The following is a 22263-nucleotide window of genomic DNA, read 5'->3' on the forward strand; positions in this document are numbered from 1 at the left end:
GTTGCGGTGTGGTGCTGTGCTGTGCTGTGGTGCGGTGCGGTGCGGTGCGTTAGCGCTGGTAAAAAGCACCAGAAGCGTGATTAAAACATACTGCCGACCACGCACACAGAATTGGTTGGAAAGAACGGCAGGAAGGCGTCCGGAATACGTTACCCAGACTGCTCGAACACACTCCAGCCGTGCCTTCCTTGCTCTTTCACAAACTCGCGTGCGCGGCCCGCGCGGCTTGCGCACGCAGGCCCATCAAGGCTTGTTCGACTCGAACAGATCCATGATCTGCTTCTTCTCGTTCGACGACACGCTCGGCGGCGGCACCGTCGGCGGCGTCATGCCCGCCGGTCCCACGCCGCCCACCGCGTCGGTGCCGGCCACAGGATTCGCCGAATCGAGCCCGATGCTCGCGACGAAGCCGTTGCCCGGCATCATGTCGGTGAAGAACAGTTCGCCGTCGACCGCGGTCACGCCCGGCGGCTGCTGCGGCTCGGCTTGCGGCACGCCGCGCAGCGCGCGCTGCATGTACTCGATCCAGATCGGCAACGCGAGCTGCGCACCGAATTCGCGGCTGCCGAGGGTCTTCGGCTGGTCGTAACCCATCCACGCAACCGCCACCAGCGACTGCTGATAGCCGGCGAACCAGCCGTCCTTCGCGTCGTTGGTCGTACCCGTCTTGCCTTGCAGGTCCGAACGGCGCAGCACGTTGGTGCCCGCGCCCGTACCGGCCGTGGCCACCGAGTGCAGCAGGCTGTTCATGATGTACGCGTTGCGCGGTTCCAGCGTGCGCGGCGCGTCACGCCCGGCCGTCAGCGGCTGCGCTTTCGACAGCGGCTCCCCGCGTGCGTCCGTGACCTCGTTGATCAGATACGGGTTGATCCGGTAGCCGCCGTTCGCAAACACCGAGTACGCACCCGCCGACTGCAGCGGCGTGACGAGACCGGCGCCGAGGGCCATCGGCAGATACGGCGGGGTCTTGTCGGCATCGAAACCGAAACGCTGGGTGACGAAGTCCTGCGCGTACTTGGTGCCGATGAACGACAGGATGCGGATCGACACCAGGTTCTTCGACTTCTGCAACGCGAGCCGCATCGGCATCGGACCGTCCGGCTGGTCGTCGTCCTTCGGCTCCCACGCATCGCCGCCCGGCGTGCTCGCGGGGAAATACAGCGGCGCGTCGTTGATGATCGTCGCCGGTCCCACGCCCTTGTCGAGCGCCGCCGAATAGATGAACGGCTTGAAGCTCGAACCCGGCTGACGCCATGCCTGCGTAACGTGGTTGAACTTGTTCTTGTTGAAGTCGAAGCCGCCCACCAGCGCGCGGATCGCGCCGTCCTGCGGCGTGAGCGACACGAGCGCGCCTTCCACCTGCGGCAGTTGGGTGATCTGCCAGTTGCCCTTGTCGTCGGCGACGAGGCGCACGATCGAGCCCGGCTTGATCTTCGTGGCCGCCGTCGCGCGCGCGCTCAGCGCGGCCGCGGTGAAGCGCAGGCCGTCGCCGCTGATCGTCACCTGGGTGCCGTCCACCAGCTGCGCCTTCACCTGCTTCGGACTCGCATCCGTCACCACGGCGGCGATGATCTCGCCGTTGTCCGGGTGATCGGTGAGCGCGTCGTCGATGGTCTGATCGCGCTCGTCGCCCGGTGCGGGCAGTTGCACGAAGCCTTCCGGCCCGCGATAGCCGTGACGCCGTTCGTAATCCATCACGCCCTTGCGCACCGCGCGGTACGCCGCGTCCTGATCCGCCGAATCGATCGTCGTGGTGACGTTCAGACCGCGCGTATAGGTTTCGTCCTTGTACTGCGCGTACATCATCTGCCGAACCATTTCGGCGATGTACTCCGCATGCACGCTGTATTCGTTGCCCGGGTTCTTCGTGTGAATCTCTTCCTTCACGGCCTGCTCGTACTGCTCCTGGCTGATGTATTTCAGCTCGAGCATGCGCTTCAGAATGTACTCCTGGCGGATCTTCGCGCGCTTCGGATTGACCACCGGGTTATACGCGGACGGCGCCTTCGGCAAGCCGGCCAGCATCGCGGCCTGCGCCAGCGTGATGTCTTTCAGATCCTTGCCGAAGTACACGCGCGCGGCCGACGCGAAGCCGTACGCGCGCTCGCCCAGATAGATCTGGTTCATGTACAGCTCGAGAATCTGATCTTTCGTGAGCGCTCGCTCGATCTTGTACGCGAGCAGCATCTCGTAGATCTTGCGCGTATAGGTCTTCTCGCTCGACAGGAAGAAGTTGCGCGCCACCTGCATCGTGATCGTGCTCGCGCCCTGCGAGGCGCCGCCGTGCATCAGGTCCGATACGCCGGCGCGCAGAATGCCGACGAAGTCGACGCCGCCGTGCTCGTAGAAGCGGTAGTCCTCGATCGCGAGCACCGCTTTCTTCATCTGGTCGGGAATGTCCTGAAAGCGCACGAGGCTGCGCCGCTCTTCGCCGAATTCGCCGATCAGCACGTGGTCCGCCGTATAGACGCGCAGAGGCACTTTCGGACGATAGTCGGTCAACGCATCGAGCGACGGCAGTTGCGGCCCCATCACCACCAGCGCATAGCCGACAATCAGCGCACCCACCACCGCGACAGTCGCGAGGAGCCCCACGAACCAGAGCGCGAGCGTCGCGCCGAGCGAACGGCGGCCGGCCTCCGCATCGCGCGAAGCGGCATTGCGTCCTGGAGTGCGTTGGTAGGAATCCCGGTCTTCACCGGACGGAGAATGGGAGGAATGCGGTCGTTTGATGATTGGCATGACTGGAAAAGTGGGCGCCTGAAGCACGCCTGTCTGCCCGCGCTCGCGGCGCGCGCATGGGTGGTGATCGAACCTCGTAGCCAGAGGCGTAAGCCACCGCGCAGCCGCTTGCCCCCGGCCGGCCGCACGGCACGCCTGGGACCATGTCCGGCGCAACGTAACAGAGCATTTTAAAGAAATCAAGCGGGCGTCAAGCCAGTTTTTTTGTAAGAATTCCCTTCGTGCCGCGGCCACCAGGCATTTTGGGGGTTACGCCCGGGTTATCAGCAGAAAACGGGGAAAGGCCTGTGGACAAAGCCCCTGGAAACGCCACAACTCGTTGATGTCACGGGATTTTCATGTCGCGCCCGTTTCGCATCGGTGCAACTCGTCATATGATGGTCCCGGCGCGCGCAACGACACCGGTGCGCGCGCTGGCGTCTACCGGATAACGCCTTGACCCGCCCATGCCAACAAGTATGCGAGCCAACCATGAACAAGCCGAGCGAACGCATCGTCGTATTCGTGACGACCGCGCAGAAACGCGCGATCACCTCCACCGCCGAGAATCTGGGCATTAGCGTCAGCGAGCTGATGCGGCGCGCCGTGCTGAGCTTCGGCGCGACCAGCGAGCAGGTGAAGGCGGCGAGCATCGTCGACCGGTTGCGCGCGCCGCGCGCGCCCGATGCGCTCGACGCGGCGCTGCAACGCGTGGCGCGCGGCACGCGCTACGCCCGTGCCGCGTTGCCGGCGGCGCTGCAGACACGCGCGGACGGAGGCCCTCCTGAGGCGGCGGACGCAACAGCGGACTCTACCGGTACAACAGGTCACGAGCATTCGTCGCGCGCCGCGGATGCATTGCCACGCGGGCCTGGCGCCCAACCCGCTCCGCTGCTGCCGGCGGGCCTCGCAGCCGCCCTCGCCGCGGAAGCCGATCTGGAAGCCGCGGCCACCGCCGAAGCAGTCGCGCGAGTCGCCGAAGCGAAAGCGGCAGCCGATCAAGCTTCGGCGCAGCAGCCATCCGACATGGAAGCGCCGCTGCGCAACGTGCTGAAGCGCCCACGGATCGACAAGCCGCGCGACGACGACGAACCAAGCGGCGACCCGAGCACCGAAGGCGGCCGCTTCGCGTAACAAAAAGCGCAGCGAATTGCGCATTTCGTGGCATGCCCGTTGCATATCGTTACATTAAGGCGATTCAAATGGACGAGCTTTCGGCATTGCAAGCTTGAGCATTCGAATCGCCATTTGCTCGAATGAAAAAAGCGTCTGACATTTGAGTCATTCGCATCGTTAAAGCCGCCCGGCATGAACGAGCCACGCCTCGCACGCAGGCTCGGCCGGGCATGGCGCACAGCCCCTTTCACTCGCTTCTCCCCCACCTGCCGCGCCCCAGCCGGGGCAATGAGCCATTGCGCCCCGCAAGCCGTTTTTAAGAGGACGCGTGGTGTATATTCGCGGTCAAGTCGAAGACGCCTCGCGCGATTTAACCTTTGAAACTATTCACCGTTTTAACCTTCGAACCGGACAATTCACGGCATCGCTATTGCAATTGGCGAGCGCGCCCCGAACTCCGGTCCGAACGTTTGCGCAGCTTCGTGCGCAGCGGCGTAAAGTAGCAGTGAAAAGCAGTTAAGCGCGCCGGATTATTCAGCGCCAACACCATTCTTTGGAGGTTTTCATGTCGCTTTTTGACAGCATTTCGCGCACGCTCAAAGGTCTCCTGAACGACGCGGCCGACTCCGTGCAGGATCCGTCGCGCGACTCGCGCCAGATCGTGCGCGAACTCGACGAAAGCATCGGCAAGGCCGAGAACTCGCTGATCGAGATTCAGGCGCAAGTGGCCACGCAGCAAAGCAAGCGCGATGTTGCCGCAGACAAGGCGAAGAAGTATGAAGACGGCGCGAAGCGCGCGCTGCAATCCGGCGATGAAGCGCTCGCGCGTGAAGCTCTCGGCGCGCAGGCCACGGCCGAAGCCGAACGCGATGCGCTGACGAAGGAGCTGACCACGCTCGAGCCGTCGGTGGCGCAGCTGAAGAGCCAGATCGAAGACATGCGCAGCCGCCGCAACGACCTCAACGCGCGTTCGAACATCCTGCAGGCGAAGCAGCAGATCGCCGAAGCGAAAGACGTCGCGGCGACCGCGTTGGGCGGGATCGGCGGCAAGAACCTTTCTGAAGATTTCCAGAAGCTCGAAGACAAGGTGTCGTTGTCGAATGCCCGCTCGGACGCCCGTCTGAATTCCGCCGATGTGAAGAGCGGCAAAGCCCTCGACGACAAGCTCGCAGATTTGAACCGCGGCCCGTCCGTCGAAGATCGTCTGGAAGCATTGAAGAAGCAGCTCAACACGCCGGCGCAGTAATCGCACGGCAGTACATGCCGGCGGCCTCGTACGGGCGCCGGCATGCCGGCCGATCATCCGCGCGGCCACTGGTAACGACTGAAGGAGACGGGCGCTACGCGCCCGGTCCGCAAATGAAAAAATTTCTCGCAACCGCGTTCGCTTCGCTGCTGCTGGTGTCGGCAGCGGCGTTCGCCGTGCCGAGCGTTCAGCAGATCGAATCGGCGATGTCGCAAGGCAACTGGCAGCAAGCCGATACCGGTCTGAGCGAGGTGCTGCAGGCCCATCCGAACAACGCCCGCGCGCACTATCTGTACAGCCAGGTGCTCGATCGCGAAGGCCGCTATGGCGACGCGCTCGCCCAGCTGCAACAGGCCAAGACGCTCGACCCGCAAATCCGCTTCACGGACCCGAACCGCTTCGCGCAAACCGAATCACGCATCCGCAGGGACGCGGAGCGCGCGGGCGGCAACACCACGGGTCGCGCCGCGAATCCGTTCGCCCAGCAGAATGCGCCTGCTGTGCAGCAACAGTCGGCGATGCAGCCGCAAGCGCAACAACATGGCCCGGGGGTCGGTATGTGGATCGGCATCATAGTTCTGATTGGCGTGATTGCGTTGGTGCTGCGCTGGACTTTGCGCCGCGCGCGCACGCAGGACGACACGCGCGCCGACGGCGATCGTCGCGAGCAGCTCAAGCGCGCGACCGACATGCTCAACGCAGTGCGTTCACTGAAGCTCGACGTGAAGCTTTCCACCGCGCCGGGTCATGAGGCGCTGGAAAAGGAAGTCGAAGCAACCGAAGATCAGTTGCGCGGCGTCGTCGAGGGTTTGTCGAACGGCAAGAATCCGCTGCCGCCGTATCAGCTCGACGAGCTCGAACAGCGTCTAGCCAGCCTGCGCGCACGCGCCGACGGGCGGCCCGATCCGGCTGCCGCGGCGGCCGCCGGCAACCAGCAGCAGTCGCCGTATGCGCAGGAAGCGGAACGTTTCGGCAATCCGCCGCAAGCACCCTATCCGCAGCAAGGCCCGTATCAGCAACAGCCGCCGGTCGTCGTCCAGCAAGGCGGCGGTTTTGGCGGTGGCATGGGCGGCCTGCTCACCGGCGTGCTGCTCGGCGAAGCGCTGAACTCCGGCCGCGAGCGCGTGGTCGAGCGCGACGTGATCGTCGACGACGAAGCGCGGCGCCGTGGCAACGACGGCGGCAACGGCGGCGGCCTCGATTTCGGCCAGGGCTCGAACGACTGGAACGACAACGGTGGCGGCGGTGTCGACATGGGCAGCAACGACGATTCGGGCGGCTGGACCGATACCTGAAACAGCATGTGCTGACGCATGCCGATGTGCGCCGCAACGCCAATTGGCATGCATCGCGCCGTTCAAAAAACAGGCTCCGCAGTTCACAGGAGCCTGTTCTGATTCTTTGCCGATTCACTACACGAGACATCGGCTCGCAGGGCTTCAATCCGCCCCGCCCCTCCCCGCCTCATGCTGCGCAAGCAGCACCGAACCCGCAAACAGCCTGACGATGAAGCGTTCCGCGTAATCGATCAGCGCCTCGCGGCGCGCGGCATCCGCGTCGATATATTCGGCCGACAGATGAAACAGTTGCAGCACGATCTGCGTACAAACTTCATCGACGCTCACACGGGCCAGCGTCGGCATCAGCGCTAATTGCACGACGTCGTCGGCCATTTCCGCCGACACCTCGTGCAGATTCGCGCGCACCGCCTCACGCAGCGCCGGCGAAGTACCGTGATATTCGGCCAGCGCGCTCAGGAACGCCTCGCGGTTATCCTGCGCGAACGCAAAGAACGCCATGCACGCGCGACGCGGCACGCTATGCGGCTCGGCGTGCGCGGCGAGCCAGCGCTCGCGCCGCAGCATCGGCCGCAAGCGCCGGCTCACCGATTCGACGGCCTCGCGCGCCAGTTCATCGAGCGTGTCGAAATGACGATAGAACGTGTTGGGATTGAGCCCGGCCTCGCGTGCCAGTTCACGCAAACCCAGGCTCGCGAAACTGCGGCCGCCCGCAGTCAACCGCAGTGCGGCTTCGATCAGTTTGCGCTTGCCCGCCGGCAATTCCTGCGCGTCGACAAGGCCTGGGTCGGCGACGGCCGCCGCTTCGAACACGGATTTCATCGGTTTCCGGTGATTGCGCATCGCGCGCGTTTGATAGCAGCACTCTAACGATCTTGACGCGATGTGTACAGTTGTCTACTCTCGCGTTACGCCGCAGTAGACATTTGTAGACAACGGTTTCTTGCCTGGACCTCGCGCCAGGCTTTTCACCCGCTGCCGGAGATCGCCGTGACGTCTGCCACTTCCGCACCATCCGCCGCACCATCCGCCGCGCTGCCGCCGCGATCGCTCGCCGCGCGCCTTGGCATCACCAGCGTGCCACGCGCCGAACTGCGGCGCCGCTATACGCAACACGGTTCGAAGTTCGTGACGATCATGGGCGCCGACGTGCATTACGTCGATGAAGGCCATGGCGACCCAATCGTGATGATTCACGGTTTCGCGTCTTCACTGCACACGTGGAATCGCGTCGCCGACGAACTCGGGCAAACGCACCGCGTGATCCGCCTCGACCTGCCGCCGTTCGGCGTGACCGGGCCGCTGCGTTCGGCGAGCGGCGCCATCGAAACCATGAACCTGCCGACGTACCGGCGTTTCATCGACACCTTCATGCAGGCGCTCGGCATCGGGCGCGCAACCTTCATCGGCAATTCGCTCGGCGGCCTGATCGCGTGGGACTATGCGGCGCGCCACCGCAAGGCCGTGGAGCGGCTCGTGTTGATCGACTCGGCGGGCTTTCCGATGAAGCTGCCCATCTACATCGGCCTGTTCAATAGCGCGCTGGTGCGGGCGAGTTCGCCGCGGTGGCTGCCCGAAGCGATCATCAAAAGCGCGGTGCGCAATGTGTATGGCGACCCGCGCAAAATCGACGCGGCGACGCTGCGGCGTTACGTCGAATTTTTCCATGGAGAAGGCACGCGCGCCGCGATCGGCAAGATGGTGCCGACGCTCGATTTCAGCGAAGTCGACACCGACATGCTGAAGACGCTCGACGTGCCCGCGCTGGTGCTATGGGGTGCCAGGGATCGCTGGATACCGACCGCGCACGCGGCCGAGTTCGCGAGTCGCATTCCGGGCGCGAAGTCCGTCATGTATGCGGGACTCGGCCACATTCCGATGGAAGAAGCGCCCGAGCGCGTGATGGACGATCTGCGCGCGTTTCTCGGGGCGCCCGAGGCGCCTGTGGCGGTCGACATCAGCACGCGGCGCGCGCCGGCCTGAGCGTCACACTTGATTTTTCGCCAACGCTGATCCACATCTTTGCCACGGCACTGTTTCGCGCGCAGCAGCTGCGCGCGAAACATCCTCCCATCACCCCCCGCCCAGCAGACGCAATAGCCCCCACAGAAATTTGGCGACCATCACGAGCAGCTCCCACAGGTGATAGAGCTGTTGCCAGCCCGAAACGCGCGCAAAAGAGTCGATCATCGTTACCGCTAGGAAAAGGAAAGGCTGCGAGGCGCAGTTCGACCGCACATCATACCGACTGCGGGATACCCCGTATCAAGTCGCCTGAAAGCGTGCCGTAAACGCAGCCAGAAGACGCTGCATCCGCGCCGCCTGACGGCGCTGGGATCACAACCGTGCGCTCCATCCGCACCACCCGCGCCATCAAGGAGACGTCCATGACGCGTTTCAGCTTTCGCCGAACAGCCCGTTCGCACACGGTCGTCGGCGATATTGCCGCGCAAGCCGGCAAACTGGGCATCGAGATTTGCGACGTATCGGGTCACGTCGAGGAAGTCGCCGCGCGCGTGCAGCACCAGGCCCAGGTATGCCGGGCGCTGCGCGAATCCGCCGCGCAAACGCTGGCGGGCAATCATCGCATCGCCGCGGCCGCGCGCGAAATGCGCAGCGTGTCGGCCGAAGCCGCAGCCGGTGTGCAGGGATCCCAACAGACGCTCGAAGCATCGCTCGCCGATATTCACGGGCTGGTCGAGGGCGTGACGGTGATCGAAAGCCAGATCGGCGCGCTGCGCAGCGCGCTGGCGCACGTGAGCCGCGTCTCCGAGGAAATCTCGCTGATCGCCCGTCAAACCCATCTGCTGGCGCTGAATGCCGCGATCGAAGCCGCGCGCGCCGGCGAATCGGGCCGCAGCTTCGCCGTGGTGGCCGCCGAGGTGAAGAACCTGTCGGCGAAAACCGCGCAGGCCACCGGCCAGATCGAGACGACGCTCGCGCAGCTCACGCAGCAGACCGAGCAGCTGATCAACGAAGGTTCGGTGAACACCGCGCGGGCGCATCGCGTGCGCGAAGGCACGCGCAAGATCGGCGACGTCGTGCATGCAACCGGCGACGCGATCGCGCAGTTGAACAACGAGGCCGGCCAGATTGCGGCACTAACCGGCGAAATCGAAACGCAGTGTGACGGACTCGAAGCGCAGGTGCTGGAAATGGCGAGCGGTGTCGAGGATTCGAGCGAGAACTTCGCGCAGGCGAAGGACCGCCTGGGGAATCTGCTCGACGTGTCCGAGACCTTGATCGAGCTGACCGCCGCGACCGGGGTCGAAACCACGGACACGCGTTTCATCGAAGCGGTGCAGCAGGCCGCCGCGACGGTGAGCAAGCTGTTCGAAGCAGCCGTTGCGCGCGGCGACGTATCGCTCGACGATCTGTTCGATCAACGCTACGTGCCGGTGACGGGGACCAACCCGCCGCAGTTTCTGACGCGCTTCACCGCTTTCACCGACCGCGTGTTGCCCGCGATTCAGGAGCCCTTGCTCGATCTCGATCCACGTGTCGCGTTCTGCGCCGCGGTCGATGCGCGCGGCTATCTGCCGACCCACAATCTGAAGTTCTCGTTACCGCCGCGCGACGACGTCGTGTGGAACATGGCGAACTGCCGCAACCGGCGCATGTTCGATGATCGGACCGGCATCGCGGCCGCGTCGCACACGAAGAAGTTTTTGCTGCAGACTTACCGCCGCGACATGGGCGGCGGCCAGTTCGTGCTGATGAAGGACGCGTCGGCGCCGGTGTTCGTCGGCGGGCGCCATTGGGGCGGCGTGCGGATCGGCTACAAGGTTTGAACGCGCGCGGTGCGCCTTCCTGCACGGCGGCACTGAAGCTGAAGGTGCGACGCACTCGCGGCGCACCTCCTTGAAGCGCTCCCTAAAGCGCTCCCTAAGCCGCTTCCTAAGCCGCTTCCTAAGCCGCTTCCTAAGCCGCCATCACCGTGCGCTTGCGCTCGGCGCGCTGCATGAAGTAGTTGGCCACTACCACGCCGAGCGTCACGACCGCGATGAACAGCGTCGCGAGCGCGTTCATTTCCGGGTTCAACCCGAGCCGCACGCGCGAGAACACCACCAGCGGCAGCGTCGTCGAACCGGGGCCGGAGAGGAACGCCGAGAGCACCAGATCGTCGATCGACAACGTGAACGACAGCAGCCAGCCGGACACGAGCGCCTGCGAAATCAGCGGCAACGTGATGGAGAAAAACACGCGCAGCGGCGTGGCGCCGAGATCGAGCGCGGCCTCTTCGAGCGACGGGTGCAACTCCTTCACACGCGACTGCACGATGATCGCCACATACGAAATGCACAGCATCACGTGGCCGATCCAGATCGTGAACACGCCGCGCTCGGCCGGCCATCCGAGCCAGCGGGCCATTTCGATGAACAGCAGCAGCAACGAGATGCCCTGAATCACTTCGGGAATCACCAGCGGCGCGTTGATCATGCCGGTATATAGCGTGAAGCCGCGAAACCGCCCCATCCGCGCGAGCACGAAACCGGCCCACGTACCAATGATCACCGACGCGAACGCCGTCAGCAGCGCCACCCGCAGCGACAGCCAGGCCGCCGCGATCAGCTCGTCGTCGCGCAGCAGCGCCGCGTACCAGCGCAGCGAAAAACGCGTCCACACCGTGACCAGTTGCGATTCGTTGAACGAATACACCACCAGGCTCACGATCGGGATATACAGGAACAGGAATCCGATCCCGAGAGCAATCAACTGCACCATCCGGTTCGGCTTCATTGGCGCCTCTCCTCCATCGCCTTGGCCTGCGCGCGCTGGAAAAACGCCATCGGCACCAGTAACAGCAACACCATCGCGCAGGTCACCGCGGACGCCATCGGCCAGTCGGCGTTGTCGAAGAACTCATTCCACATCACGCGGCCGATCATCAGCGTGTCCGCGCCGCCGAGCAACTCGGGAATCACGTACTCGCCCACCGCTGGAATGAACACCAGCAGGCAACCGGCGATGATGCCGTTCTTCGACAGCGGCAACGTGATCTGCCAGAACGCCTTCCACGGTTTCGCGCCGAGGTCGTACGCGGCTTCGAGCAAGGTCAGGTCCATCTTCACCAGATGCGCGTACAGCGGCATCACGAGAAACGGCAGGTACGAATACACCATGCCGATGTAAACGGCGGTGTTCGTGTGATATAGCTCGATCGGCGAATGAATCAGACCGATCGACATCAGGAAGTTGTTCAGCAAGCCGTTGTTCTTCAGGATACCGATCCATGCGTACACGCGAATCAGGAACGAGGTCCAGAACGGCAGCATCACGGCCATCATCAGCAGATTGCGGGTAGCCGGATTCGAGCGCGCGATGTAGTACGCCATCGGATAGCCGATCAGCAGACACAGCACGGTCGAGATCGCGGCGACCACCACCGAGTTCACATAGGTCGCGAAATAGAGGCTGTCGGTGAACAGAAACGCGTAGTGCGAGAGGTCGAGTGTGATGTGAATCGCGCCTTCGGCGAAATTCACCAGCTGCGTATACGGCGGAATGCCGAGCTGCGAATCGGCGAAGCTGATCTTCACGACCAGCAGGAACGGCACGAGGAAAAACAGCAGCAGCCAGACAAACGGCCCGGCCACCACCGCGCTGCGGCCGCTCAGATTGAAGCGCCGCACCGGCCAGTTGACGAAGGCATCGAGCGCGCGCTTCATGACGTCAGCACCACACCGGCCGAGGCGCTCCAGCGCACGTACACCTCATCGCCCCAGGTAGGCGGATCGATCTCCGTGAGCGCGAGGCTCGTCACGTTCGCGATCACCGTCTTGCCGCCATCGAGCTTCACGTGATACAGCGAATAGCCGCCCATATACGCGATATTCGTGACGACGCCCTTGCCCCAGTTGTACGCGCCTTCGGGCGGCTTGCGCGTGAGCGCGATGCGCTCGGGGCGCACCGAAATCGTCACCGGCATGCCGAGCGGCCCGGTGATGCCGTGGCTCACATACAGGCGGCACGGCAGGTCGGGCGTTTCGATGAACACGTAGTCGGGTTCGTCTTCGACCGTGTGGCCCTCGAACAGATTGGTCGAGCCGATGAACTCCGCCGAAAAGCGGCTGTTCGGATACTCGTACACCTCATGCGGCGTGCCGAGCTGGACGATCTCGCCTTCGCTCATCACGGCGAGCCGGTCGGCCATCGTCATCGCTTCTTCCTGGTCGTGCGTGACCATCATGCAGGTCACGCCGACCTGGTCGAGAATGTTGACCAGTTCGATCTGGGTGCGCTGGCGGATCTGCTTGTCGAGCGCGGACATCGGCTCGTCGAGCAGCAGCAGCTTGGGCCGCTTGACGAGCGAACGCGCCAGCGCCACGCGCTGCTGCTGGCCGCCCGACAGCTGATGCGGCTTGCGCTTCGCGAAGCGGCCCATCTGCACGAGATCGAGCGCGGTCTGCACGCGCTCTTTCAGTTCGGCCTTCGGCACGCCTTCCTGCTTCAGACCGAAGGCGACGTTCGCCTCCACCGTCATGTGCGGAAAGAGCGCATACGACTGGAACATCATGTTGACCGGCCGGCGGTACGGCGGCAATTGCGCGAGGTCCTCGCCGTCGATCAGGATCTTGCCCGAGGTCACCGTTTCCAGCCCGGCCATCATGCGCAGCAAGGTCGACTTGCCGCAGCCGGAACTGCCGAGCAGCGCGAACAGCTCGCCCTTCTTCACCGACAGGTTCACCCCTTTGACCGCGACGGTCTCGCCGAACTTCTTCACGACGTCGACGATCTGGATGAAATGGTCCGCTGGGTCGCCCGCGCCGGCGCCCGTGCCGACGCCTGTAACGGCGCCCTGGCCCCGCGACGGCGCGCTCGCCCCTGCCACCGCGCCCGACTGGTCACTACTCATCATAATGCTGCTTCACTCCGGCGTTTGGCGAACAAAGCCCCCGGTGAACACCGAGGGCTTCTTGATGATGCTTACCTGTTCACTGTTGCCGCGGGTCAGCGGCCGGACTTGAGTTCAGTCCACAGCCGCGTTTGCAGCCGCTGGATTTCCTGCGGCAGCGGCTTGAGCAGGAACAGGGTCTTGATGACATCGGGCGACGGGTACACGGCCGGGTCGTTCGCCACGTCCTTGTCCACGTACTTGCGCGCTTCGAGGTTGGCGCTCGGATAGTAGACCGAGTTGGTGATCGCGGCGTGCACCTGCGGCGTTTCGATGTAGTTGATCCACTCGAGCGCGGCTTCCTTGTGCTTCGCGTCCTTCGGAATCGCCATCACGTCGAACCAGACCGGCGCGCCGCCCTTCGGAATGAAGTACTCGATCTTGTACGGCTTCTTCGCTTCGAGCGCGCGATGCTTGGCGATCACGACGTCGCCCGACCAGCCGTACGCAAAGCACACGTCGCCGCCGACCAGGTCGTTGATATAGCCCGACGAGTTGAACTGCGTGATGTACGGGCGGATTTTCTTGAGCATGGCGAGCGCGGCGCGGTAGTCGTCCGGGTTCGTGCTCATCGGGTCCTTGCCCATGTAGTGCAATGCGGCGGCGAACATCTGGTCCGGCGCATCGAGCACGGACACGCCGCAGGCTTTCAGCTTCGAAATGTTTTCCGGCTTGAACAGGATGTCCCAGCTATCGAGCGGCGTGTTCTTGCCGAGAATCTGCTGCGCCTTGGTGACGTTGTAAGCGAGACCGGTCGTGCCGTACGCCCAGGGCACCGTGTACTTGTTGCCCGGATCGGCGCCGGCCACCAGCGCCATCAGCGACGGGTCGAGGTACTTCAGGTTCGGCAGCTTCGACTTGTCGAGCGGCTCGAAGATGCCCGCGGCGATCTGCTTGCCTGCGTAGTTGCTGGTCGGCACGACGATGTCGTAGCCGGAATGGCCGGTGAGGAGCTTCGCCTGCAGCGTGTCGTCGCTGTCGTAGTTGTCGTACTTGACCTGGACGCCGCTCTGTTTGGTGAAATTCGGAATGGTGTCCTTGGCGATGTAATCGGACCAGTTATACACGTTCAGCTGCGTGTCTTTCGCAGCGGCCGTCAACCACGGCGCAGCACACAAGATCAGCGCCGCCATGTGCCCCACTACCCGTCTTTTCATCCCGTTCTCCGATCTTGGCCCGCTCGCGCCGACCGTGGTCATTCACGCCGTGGCATTGCGCACACGGCTCCCCTGAAAACCTCGAAAACTATCATCAATTATTGCGCGGTCCAAAAAAAACGCCGCGCTGTCGCGCAAACGGTACAGCGCAGGCCGCACCGCTGGAAAATGGCCGCAATTTTAGCGGGTTATCGGCGCGTGTCTACCCGAAAAAATGCCACGGGCGCGGCTTTGTCGTTATCCGGCTGTCGGGTCGAGCGGGCTGGGGCGAAGGCGCGCTCTTGTCATGAGGCGGCTGGTGGTCGATGGGAGCGGCACATCTTGCTGGCAGGCGGCTCCGGGTTCCCTGCTTTCGGCTTTCGGCTTTCGGCTTTCGGCTTTCGGCGGGCGAGGTGCCGCGAAGTCCCGGCCGGCGTATGCGCCGTGCGCCGGCCGACGGTGCACAATAGCAACTGGAGGCCCGGCAGCCGGCGCAGCGCCGCTCGTTCACCGGTCCCGCCATGTCTGCCCGGCCCCACGCGCCGCCGACGCTTGCGCGTTGGGCACGTGGCTTGCGTGAGCATGCAGTCCTGAACCTCAGGCATCGATGAACACCAATCCCTTCGCACTACGGCCCAACCGCCGCCGGCGTCTGCCGGACGACGGTCCGCGCCGTCCGGCGCACTGGTTTTCGTTCGTCGGCGCCGGCGCGCTGATCGCGGTCGGCTATATCGACCCCGGCAACTGGGCGACCGCGCTCGGCGCCGGCGCCGGCTACGGCTACCGGCTGCTCGGCGTGGTGCTGCTGGCGAGCGTGATGGCGATGCTGCTGCAATGGCTGTCGTCGCGGCTGGGCGTCGTGACCGGGCGCGATCTCGCGCAGGTGTGCCGCGAGCGCACCGGCCGGCGCGGCACCCTTTTCCTCTGGCTGACCAGCGAGGTCGCGATCATCGCGTGCGACGTCGCCGAGGTGGTCGGCAGTGCCGTCGCGTTACAACTGCTGCTCGGAGTGTCGCTGACGGTCGGCGTACTGATGTCGGCGGTGTGCACGTTCGCACTGCTCGCGCTCCAGCAGAAAGGTGGTCGCAAGCTCGAAGCGGTGATCGCGGCGCTGATCGGCTTCGTCGGCCTGTGCTTCGTCGTGCAGCTGGCGCTGGCGCGGCCCGACTGGCACGCGGCGCTCGCCGGCGCCGCGCCGAGCGTCGAGCTGCTGAGGAACGCCGGCATGGTGTGGCTCGCGGCGGGCATCGTCGGCGCGACGGTGATGCCGCACAACCTCTATCTTCATTCGGCACTCGTCAAGCACCACGCGCCGGAAGGCAGCGACGCGCAGATCAAGGCCGCGTTGCAGGTCGTCAACATCGATACGTTCGCGTCGCTGGCGTTCGCTTTCGTGATCAACGCGGCGCTGCTGATCGTGGCCGCCGCGGTGTTTTATACGAGCGGCTATCGCGACGTCACCGATCTCGCCGACGCCCACCGGCTGATCGCGCCGCTCGTCGGCACGCACTGGGCCAGCATTCTGTTCGCGGCGGCGCTGCTCGCCTGCGGCCTGAGCGCGACCGTCACCGGGACGCTGGCGGGTCAGGCGGTGATGGAAGGCTTTCTGCAGATCCGCCTGCCGCGCTGGAAACGCGCGCTGCTCACCCGCGCACTGGCGATCGGGCCGGCGCTGTTCGCGGTCGCGCTGTTCGGCCAGCACGGTTCCAACCAGCTGCTGGTGGCGAGCCAGGTGGTGCTGAGCCTGCAATTGCCGCTCGCCGTCGTGCCGTTGATCCGCTACACGTCGGACGCGGGCCTGATGCGCGGCTGGCGCGTGCGCGGCGTGCCGCTCGCGCTGGCGTGGCTGTCCGCGGCGTTCATCATCGTGCTCAACGGCGCGCTGCTGTGGCAGCTGGCGTTGGGCGGATGACGCAGCGCGTGCGCAGCCTGGCGGTGCGAGAAGCGGTCCGTGCAACCTTTGCTTCCGGGCGGACGTGAGGCTGAGGGTGGCGACGGGCTTGGGCATGGACAAAGCTCGTTTGCACTGCCTGCTGCTGCGAGGCGCATGCCGCGCATCGGATAACATAGCGGAACTTCGTCTTTACGCGCCAAGGTTTCCGATGTCTTCGAATCTCCACGATCTTCCCGACAGCCCGTGCATCGGCGTGTGTTCAACCCTCTTCGACGACGTCTGCAAAGGCTGTGGCCGCACCGCCACCGAAGTGTCCAACTGGGTGTTCCTGAGCGACGAGGAAAAGCGCGCCGTGTGGGTGCGCATCGAGCAGGAAGGCACCGCGATGCGCTTTCAGCACGACAAGCTCTAAAGTCTCGCGCGGTCTTTGGTGCCGCTATAGGCCCGGCGCCCGCACAGCTTGCGACCATAAACAACGCCGGGATCCCTCCCGGTGTTTCTTTTGGCGAGCCGTACACGGCGAGCGCCGCGCCGTCATCAGAACTTCATACCGACACCCAGACCGACGATCACCGGATCGATGCTCAACCTGCCGAGCGACTGACCGCCGAGCGACGCGTCCGTGTGCATCCAGATCTTCTTGATGTCTGCGTTCACGAACAGTGACCTGGTCACCTGCACGTCAATACCGGCTTGCAACGCGGGACCGAAGCTGTGATTGCTGATCGAGATGGGCTGGCCACCCGCGCTCAGGCCGTTGTTGTAGAACAGCGTGTAGTTCAAACCCGCGCCCAGATACGGACGAATGCGCCCCGCGTGATTGAAGTGATATTGCAGCAATAGCGTGGGCGGCAGCACGTTCACGCCGCCGAGCCCCCCAAGGCTCGACGTCACCTGATGGCGCGACGTGGCGAGAATCAGCTCGACGCCGAGTTCGTCGCGGATCATGTAGGTCAGATCCAGCTCGGGCACGATCGCATTGTTGACGCCCACGTTGAGCGCCGTCAGCGTCTGGCTCGTGCTCACGTTCGGAATGATGCTGATCGCGCGCAGACGCACCAGCACGTCGCCGGCGTGAATGCCGCTCATCGCGTCGTCGCCGGCGGCCCGTGCCTGCGGTGCCAGCGCGGCCGCGCAGAGCAGACTCGCTGCAACAGCGGCGGCGTTGATTTTCTTTCTGAGTGAGTACTTCATGTGCTTCCCCGTGTGATGAATGTCGATGTCGTGCGGGGATTGTCGAAGCTCCCATCGGGCCGCGCGTTGACCCGCATCAACCCAGCGAGAACGACCAGCGCCCTGCGACAGCCGGTCGCGTCGCGCCGGTCAGCAGCAGTTCGATCAGATCGTGAACGCTGCGAATCGCCGTGCCGAACGGCAATGCTTCGCGGCCGCGAAAGAACAGCCCGTTGGCGACGTCGCCGCGCAAGGCTGCGGCCAGTCGCGTGTCGATGCAGAAGTGGCCGAACTTTTCGATGCCGTCGCGCCAACCGCACACGTTCAGGCATTCGAGCGCGGTGGGACATGCGTGTTTGCGCGCGCCGACCTTCTCGCGGATTTTCGCTTCGTGGCGCAGATAGCGCATCAGCCAAGGCGTCTTCACGGCGCGCGCGGGCAAACCCGTTACGCTGACGAATTCGACGATGTCGTCGGGGGTCGCTTCGGCCAGCACGCGCTTGAAGTTCGGATGCGCGTCGCCTTCCTCGGTGACGGCGAACGGCGTGCCCAGTTGCACGCCGCTCGCACCCGCGTTCAGCAGCTCACGCACGGCCTCGTGACTGTTGATGCCGCCCGCGGCGATCAACGGCACGTCCTGACGCGCGAGGCCAAGCGACGTGAATACGGTCTCGAGTTCTTCGAGCACGCGCAGGAAGTCGAAGCGCCGGTCGTGCAGATCGGCGAGGTTGCCGACGCCGAGATGCCCGCCCGCATGGGCCGGATGCTCGATCACGACGGCGTCGGGCAAGCGGCCTTTCTTCATCCACTTCTTCAGCACGAGTGCGACGCCGCGGCTATCCGACAGGATCGGGATCAGCGCAATGTCGTGCGCCGCGGTCATATCGGGCAAATCGAGCGGCAGGCCCGCGCCCATCACGATCGCGTCGGCGCCGCTCTCGCAGGCCACGCGCACGTAGTCGGCCTGCGCGCTGACCGCTTTCATCACGTTGACGGCAATCATGCCGCGGCCTTCGCCGAGCGTTCTGGCCGCGCGGATTTCACGCGCGAGCGCGGTGAGGTTCGCGTGTTCGAGCGTCGCCGTATCGGGGAACTGACGGCAGAGTTCCACCAGGTCGCGATGATGGTGGCGCAGATCGATACTGGCGATGGTGCCGAGCGCCCCTTCGCGGGCGACACTGCCGGCGAGCCGGTGAGCCGAGACGCCGACGCCCATGCCGCCTTGCACGATCGGCAGCAGCGGGCGGCCGCGGATCACCAGCGGCGGGAAGGAGTGAGAATTGAGCATGACTGGCCCGATGATGAATTATCAAAGGTTTGATAATCGAGCTTCGGGCGCGGGGGCCTTTGCGTCAGGTCAATACGGCCGCGAATGGAGGTGGTGTGCGTGGTATCTGATTGATGCCGATCATCCGAAGCGAATACTCAATGCAATACGAGACGATACGCCGCACGCCCAATAAAAAAGCCCGCTTCGAAGAAGCGGGCTTTGCGATGCAATGTCATGCCGCTCGCGCGTGCGCCGATGACGCTTACTGCACGCCCTGGCTCAGCAGGAAGTCTTCGTAGTTGCCGCCGAAGTCGTTCAACGTGCCATCGGTTTTCACTTCGATGATGCGGTTCGCGAGGCCGCTCACGAACTCACGGTCGTGCGACACGAAAATCAGCGTGCCTTCGAACTTGTCGAGCGCGATCTGCAGCGACTCGATCGATTCCATGTCCATGTGGTTGGTCGGCTCGTCCATCAGCAGCACGTTGTGGCGGCCCAGCATCAGCTTGCCCCAGATCATGCGGCCCTTCTCGCCGCCCGACAGCACCTTGACCGACTTGCGGATGTCGTCCGCGTTGAACAGCAGGCGGCCGAGCGTGCCACGCACCATCTGCTCGTCGTCGCCTTCCTGGCGGTAGCCGTCGATCCAGTCCATCAGCGTGACGTCGTTCGGAAACTCTTCGTACGTGTCCTGCGGCATGTAGCCCACGTTCGCGTTCTCCGCCCACTTCACGTTGCCGTGATCGAGCTCGAGCTTGCCGAGCAGCGAGCGCAGCAGCGTGGTCTTGCCCGCGCCGTTCTCGCCGATGATCGCGATCCGCTCGCCCGGCTGCACGCTGATGCTGAAGTCGTTGAAGATGGTGCGCTCGTACTTCTTCGAAATCTTCTCGGCCACCACTGCGATGTTGTGCAGCTTCTTCTCGTATTCGAAGCGGATGAACGGATTCTGCCGCGACGACGGCTTGAATTCCTCGATCTTGATCTTGTCGATCATCTTCAGACGGCTGGTGGCCTGACGCGCCTTCGACTTGTTCGCCGAGAAGCGGCGCACGAAATCCTGCAGGTCGGCGACGCGTTCCTTCGCCTTCGCGTTCGCGTTCTGCTGACGCTCGCGCGCCTGCGTGCTCGCCAGCATGTAGTCGTCGTAGTTGCCCGGATAGACCTTCAGCGTGCCGAAGTCCATGTCGGCCATGTGCGTGCAGACCTGGTTCAGGAAGTGTCGATCGTGCGAGATGATGATCATCGTCGAGTTGTACTGGTTGAGCACGTCTTCCAGCCAGCGGATCGAGTTGATGTCCAGGTTATTGGTCGGTTCGTCCAGCAGCAGGACGTCCGGCTTCGAGAACAGCGCCTGCGCGAGCAGCACGCGCAGCTTCCAGCCAGGCGCCACGTTGCTCATCGGGCCGTTGTGGTCTTCGATCGCGATGCCGATGCCGAGCAGCAGTTCGCCCGCGCGCGCTTCGGCGGTGTAGCCGTCGAATTCGGCGAACTTCGCTTCGAGTTCGGCGGCGTGCATGTAGTCGTCGTCGGTGGCATCGGGGTTCGCGTAGATCGCGTCGCGCTCGGTCATCGCGGCCCACATTTCGGCGTGGCCCATCATCACGACGTCGAGCACGCGCACGTCTTCGTACGCGAACTGGTCCTGGCGCAATTTACCGAGGCGAATGTTCGGTTCGAGCATCACGTTGCCCGAACTCGGCTCCAGGTCGGAACCCAGAATCTTCATGAAGGTGGATTTGCCGCAACCGTTCGCACCGATCAGGCCATAGCGGTTGCCTCCCCCAAATTTGACCGAGATGTTCTCGAAGAGGGGCTTCGGCCCGAATTGCATGGTGATGTTGGCGGTAGACAGCACGGCGCGTCCCTTTGAATGTGATATCGGCGAAAAACCCAATATTTTAGCAGGTTATCGCGAATTCAACCCGCACGCACCTCGCCGCGCACTTCGTGTTACCCGCCCGCGGCGCCGCGCGGCGTCTGCAAAACGTCGATGAAGGCCGACAGATCGGCCTCGGCAAGCCCCATCGCCGCGCCCAGCCGCAACAACTGCTGGACCGTCGACGACACCGGCATCGGTGTGCCGGTCTCGTAGGCGGTGGCCGCGACCGTGTCGATGTCCTTCTGGAAGGTGCGCAATGCGCCGATCGGCGCGAGGCCGGTCTGCGTCATGCGCGGCACGAAGATCTGCAACAGCACGGAGTCGGCCCAGCCGCCGGCGAGCCCCTCGGTCAGTTTCGCCGCGTCGAGGCCGCTGCGCTGCGCGAGGCTGACCGCCTCGGCGATCGCGGCCAGCGTCGCCGTGACGATGGTCTGATTGCACAGCTTCGCGGTTTGCCCCGCGCCGACTTCGCCCATATGCGTGACGCGCGACGCGTAGGCATCGAGCAGCGGCTTGACGGCCGCGACATCGCTCGCCGTGCCGCCCGCCATGACCGCCAGCGTGCCGGCGTTCGCGCCGGCGACGCCGCCCGACACCGGCGCATCGATCCAGCCGACGCGCGCCTCACCCGCGCCCTGCTGCGCCGCCGCGGACGTCGATGCGAACGTCGATGCGAACGTCGATGCGAACGAAGCGGCCAGCGCCGCCGCGCGCTGCGCGAACGCGCGCGTCGCGGCCGGCGGAATGCTCGAGTGATCGACGATCCAGCGCAGCCGGACCAGTTCGGCCGCATCGCCGCTCAACAGCCCCGCTGCGCCGAACACGGTCTCCTCCACCGCCGCCGCGTCGGCGACGCACAGCAGCACCGCTTCGCAGCGCAGGGCCAGCTCACGCGGCGTATCGGCGACGCGCGCGCCCTCCGCCACCAGCGCTTCGGCCTTGGCCCGCGTGCGATTCCACACGTGCACGGTATGCCCCGCGCGCAGCAGATGCCGGATCATCGGCGCGCCCATCAGGCCGGGACCGCAAAAACCAATTTCCACTTTCGAACCTCGTCGGCTGTCGGATTGAGTTGCGCGGACATGATAACGGCCGCGCGCCGTCACCGGCTACCGGGCACACGACGTGCGGCACTGCTGGCCGATAGGCCGGCCGCGTGCCGCGTGTGCCAGCGCATTTGCCAGCGCGTTTGCCACCGCATGTGCCACACGTGCCACACGTGCCGCGTTTCCCGTTGCCTATACTTTCTGGACACCAACGAAGACCAAGGAGGAAGCTCATGTCAGACCACGTCTACAAACAGATCGAACTGACCGGCTCGTCGACGGTATCGAGCGACGACGCCGTCAAGACCGCGATTGCCAAAGCGTCGAAGTCCTTGCGCAATCTGCACTGGTTCGAAGTCACGGAAACGCGGGGCCAGATCGAAGACGACAAGGTCACCCACTGGCAGGTGACGATCAAGGTTGGCTTGCGGATCGAATAACGCGACTGCGGCAACCGGCGCTGGGGGCCGGCGCGCGTTGACAGGTCAGCGTCACAGGCCTGGCATTTGCGCAAAACGTGAGCGCCCGGCTAGCGCCCGGTCCGCAACAAAAAAGCTGCGTCCGTACTGGACGCAGCTCTCAAAGCAGC

18 protein-coding genes are annotated in these 22263 nt (G+C 64.4%); 8 read left to right on the plus strand and 10 right to left on the minus strand.

Annotation, left to right across the window (positions count from 1 at the left end):
• Window positions 1–243: 243 nt before the first annotated feature.
• The gene (locus tag PQQ53_RS22550) at window positions 244–2742 is read right to left on the minus strand and encodes a penicillin-binding protein 1A (protein WP_408326255.1); all 2499 of its coding nucleotides are present in this window, start codon (window positions 2740–2742) and stop codon (window positions 244–246) included.
• Between the two features lie 471 nt (window positions 2743–3213).
• Between PQQ53_RS22550 and PQQ53_RS22555 the strand changes: the two genes are divergently transcribed.
• The 3 genes from PQQ53_RS22555 (at window position 3214) to PQQ53_RS22565 (ending at window position 6378) form a co-directional block, all read left to right on the plus strand.
• Window positions 3214–3855, plus strand: coding sequence for a hypothetical protein (locus PQQ53_RS22555; protein WP_408143833.1), 642 nt, complete (start codon window positions 3214–3216; stop codon window positions 3853–3855).
• Window positions 3856–4402: 547 nt separating this feature from the next.
• Window positions 4403–5083 (plus strand): PspA/IM30 family protein, encoded by a 681-nt coding sequence (locus PQQ53_RS22560; RefSeq protein ID WP_408143835.1) that lies wholly within the window; start codon window positions 4403–4405, stop codon window positions 5081–5083.
• A gap of 113 nt (window positions 5084–5196) precedes the next feature.
• Window positions 5197–6378, plus strand: a complete 1182-nt coding sequence (locus PQQ53_RS22565) for a tetratricopeptide repeat protein (protein WP_408326259.1) — start codon at window positions 5197–5199, stop codon at window positions 6376–6378.
• Window positions 6379–6522: 144 nt separating this feature from the next.
• Here PQQ53_RS22565 and PQQ53_RS22570 read toward each other — a convergent pair whose 3' ends face one another.
• Window positions 6523–7203, minus strand: a complete 681-nt coding sequence (locus PQQ53_RS22570) for a TetR family transcriptional regulator (protein WP_408143839.1) — start codon at window positions 7201–7203, stop codon at window positions 6523–6525.
• Window positions 7204–7365: 162 nt separating this feature from the next.
• On the opposite strand from PQQ53_RS22570, the gene PQQ53_RS22575 reads away from it, so the two are divergent.
• A complete protein-coding gene (locus tag PQQ53_RS22575) occupies window positions 7366–8364 on the plus strand; it encodes an alpha/beta fold hydrolase (RefSeq protein WP_408326307.1) in 999 nt (332 codons plus the stop codon).
• A 404-nt stretch (window positions 8365–8768) separates the two neighbouring features.
• Complete coding sequence (locus tag PQQ53_RS22580; RefSeq protein ID WP_408326262.1) at window positions 8769–10172, plus strand: methyl-accepting chemotaxis protein; 1404 nt, start codon at window positions 8769–8771, stop codon at window positions 10170–10172.
• A 130-nt stretch (window positions 10173–10302) separates the two neighbouring features.
• Here the strand turns inward: PQQ53_RS22580 and PQQ53_RS22585 are convergent, their stop codons facing one another.
• The 4 genes from PQQ53_RS22585 to PQQ53_RS22600 all read right to left on the minus strand — a co-directional run bounded on the left by PQQ53_RS22585 (window position 10303) and on the right by PQQ53_RS22600 (window position 14433).
• Window positions 10303–11121, minus strand: a complete 819-nt coding sequence (locus PQQ53_RS22585; protein ID WP_408143845.1) for an ABC transporter permease subunit — start codon at window positions 11119–11121, stop codon at window positions 10303–10305.
• Window positions 11118–12050, minus strand: a complete 933-nt coding sequence (locus PQQ53_RS22590; protein WP_408153747.1) for an ABC transporter permease subunit — start codon at window positions 12048–12050, stop codon at window positions 11118–11120. Before PQQ53_RS22590 ends, PQQ53_RS22585 begins: the two co-directional genes overlap by 4 nt.
• Window positions 12047–13237, minus strand: a complete 1191-nt coding sequence (locus PQQ53_RS22595) for an ABC transporter ATP-binding protein (protein WP_408143849.1) — start codon at window positions 13235–13237, stop codon at window positions 12047–12049. The genes PQQ53_RS22590 and PQQ53_RS22595 overlap by 4 nt, the downstream gene beginning before the upstream one ends.
• A gap of 95 nt (window positions 13238–13332) precedes the next feature.
• Window positions 13333–14433, minus strand: a complete 1101-nt coding sequence (locus tag PQQ53_RS22600) for a polyamine ABC transporter substrate-binding protein (protein ID WP_408143851.1) — start codon at window positions 14431–14433, stop codon at window positions 13333–13335.
• 586 nt (window positions 14434–15019) lie between these two features.
• On the opposite strand from PQQ53_RS22600, the gene PQQ53_RS22605 reads away from it, so the two are divergent.
• Together PQQ53_RS22605 and PQQ53_RS22610 are read left to right on the plus strand one after the other, a co-directional pair.
• Window positions 15020–16324, plus strand: a complete 1305-nt coding sequence (locus PQQ53_RS22605; RefSeq protein ID WP_408143853.1) for an Nramp family divalent metal transporter — start codon at window positions 15020–15022, stop codon at window positions 16322–16324.
• Window positions 16325–16514: 190 nt separating this feature from the next.
• On the plus strand, window positions 16515–16718 hold the full coding sequence (locus PQQ53_RS22610; RefSeq protein WP_408143855.1) for a DUF1289 domain-containing protein: 204 nt from the start codon (window positions 16515–16517) through the stop codon (window positions 16716–16718).
• 125 nt (window positions 16719–16843) lie between these two features.
• On the opposite strand, the gene PQQ53_RS22615 is transcribed toward PQQ53_RS22610, so the two are convergent.
• The 4 genes from PQQ53_RS22615 to PQQ53_RS22630 all read right to left on the minus strand — a co-directional run bounded on the left by PQQ53_RS22615 (window position 16844) and on the right by PQQ53_RS22630 (window position 21671).
• Window positions 16844–17500: an OmpW/AlkL family protein gene (locus PQQ53_RS22615; RefSeq protein WP_408143857.1), complete on the minus strand. Its 657-nt coding sequence runs from the start codon at window positions 17498–17500 to the stop codon at window positions 16844–16846.
• 76 nt (window positions 17501–17576) lie between these two features.
• Window positions 17577–18767 (minus strand): NAD(P)H-dependent flavin oxidoreductase, encoded by a 1191-nt coding sequence (locus PQQ53_RS22620; RefSeq protein WP_408326265.1) that lies wholly within the window; start codon window positions 18765–18767, stop codon window positions 17577–17579.
• A 244-nt stretch (window positions 18768–19011) separates the two neighbouring features.
• Window positions 19012–20604: an ABC-F family ATPase gene (locus PQQ53_RS22625; protein ID WP_408143861.1), complete on the minus strand. Its 1593-nt coding sequence runs from the start codon at window positions 20602–20604 to the stop codon at window positions 19012–19014.
• 95 nt (window positions 20605–20699) lie between these two features.
• On the minus strand, window positions 20700–21671 hold the full coding sequence (locus tag PQQ53_RS22630; RefSeq protein WP_408326268.1) for an NAD(P)-dependent oxidoreductase: 972 nt from the start codon (window positions 21669–21671) through the stop codon (window positions 20700–20702).
• 236 nt (window positions 21672–21907) lie between these two features.
• Here PQQ53_RS22630 and PQQ53_RS22635 point away from each other — a divergent pair, with 236 nt between their 5' ends.
• Entirely contained in the window at window positions 21908–22114 is a 207-nt protein-coding gene (locus tag PQQ53_RS22635; protein WP_408143865.1) for a dodecin, read from the plus strand.
• The last annotated feature ends 149 nt before the right edge of the window (window positions 22115–22263 follow it).

Source organism: Paraburkholderia strydomiana (genome assembly GCF_046030495.1).
Taxonomy (GTDB): Bacteria; Pseudomonadota; Gammaproteobacteria; order Burkholderiales; family Burkholderiaceae; genus Paraburkholderia; species Paraburkholderia strydomiana_A.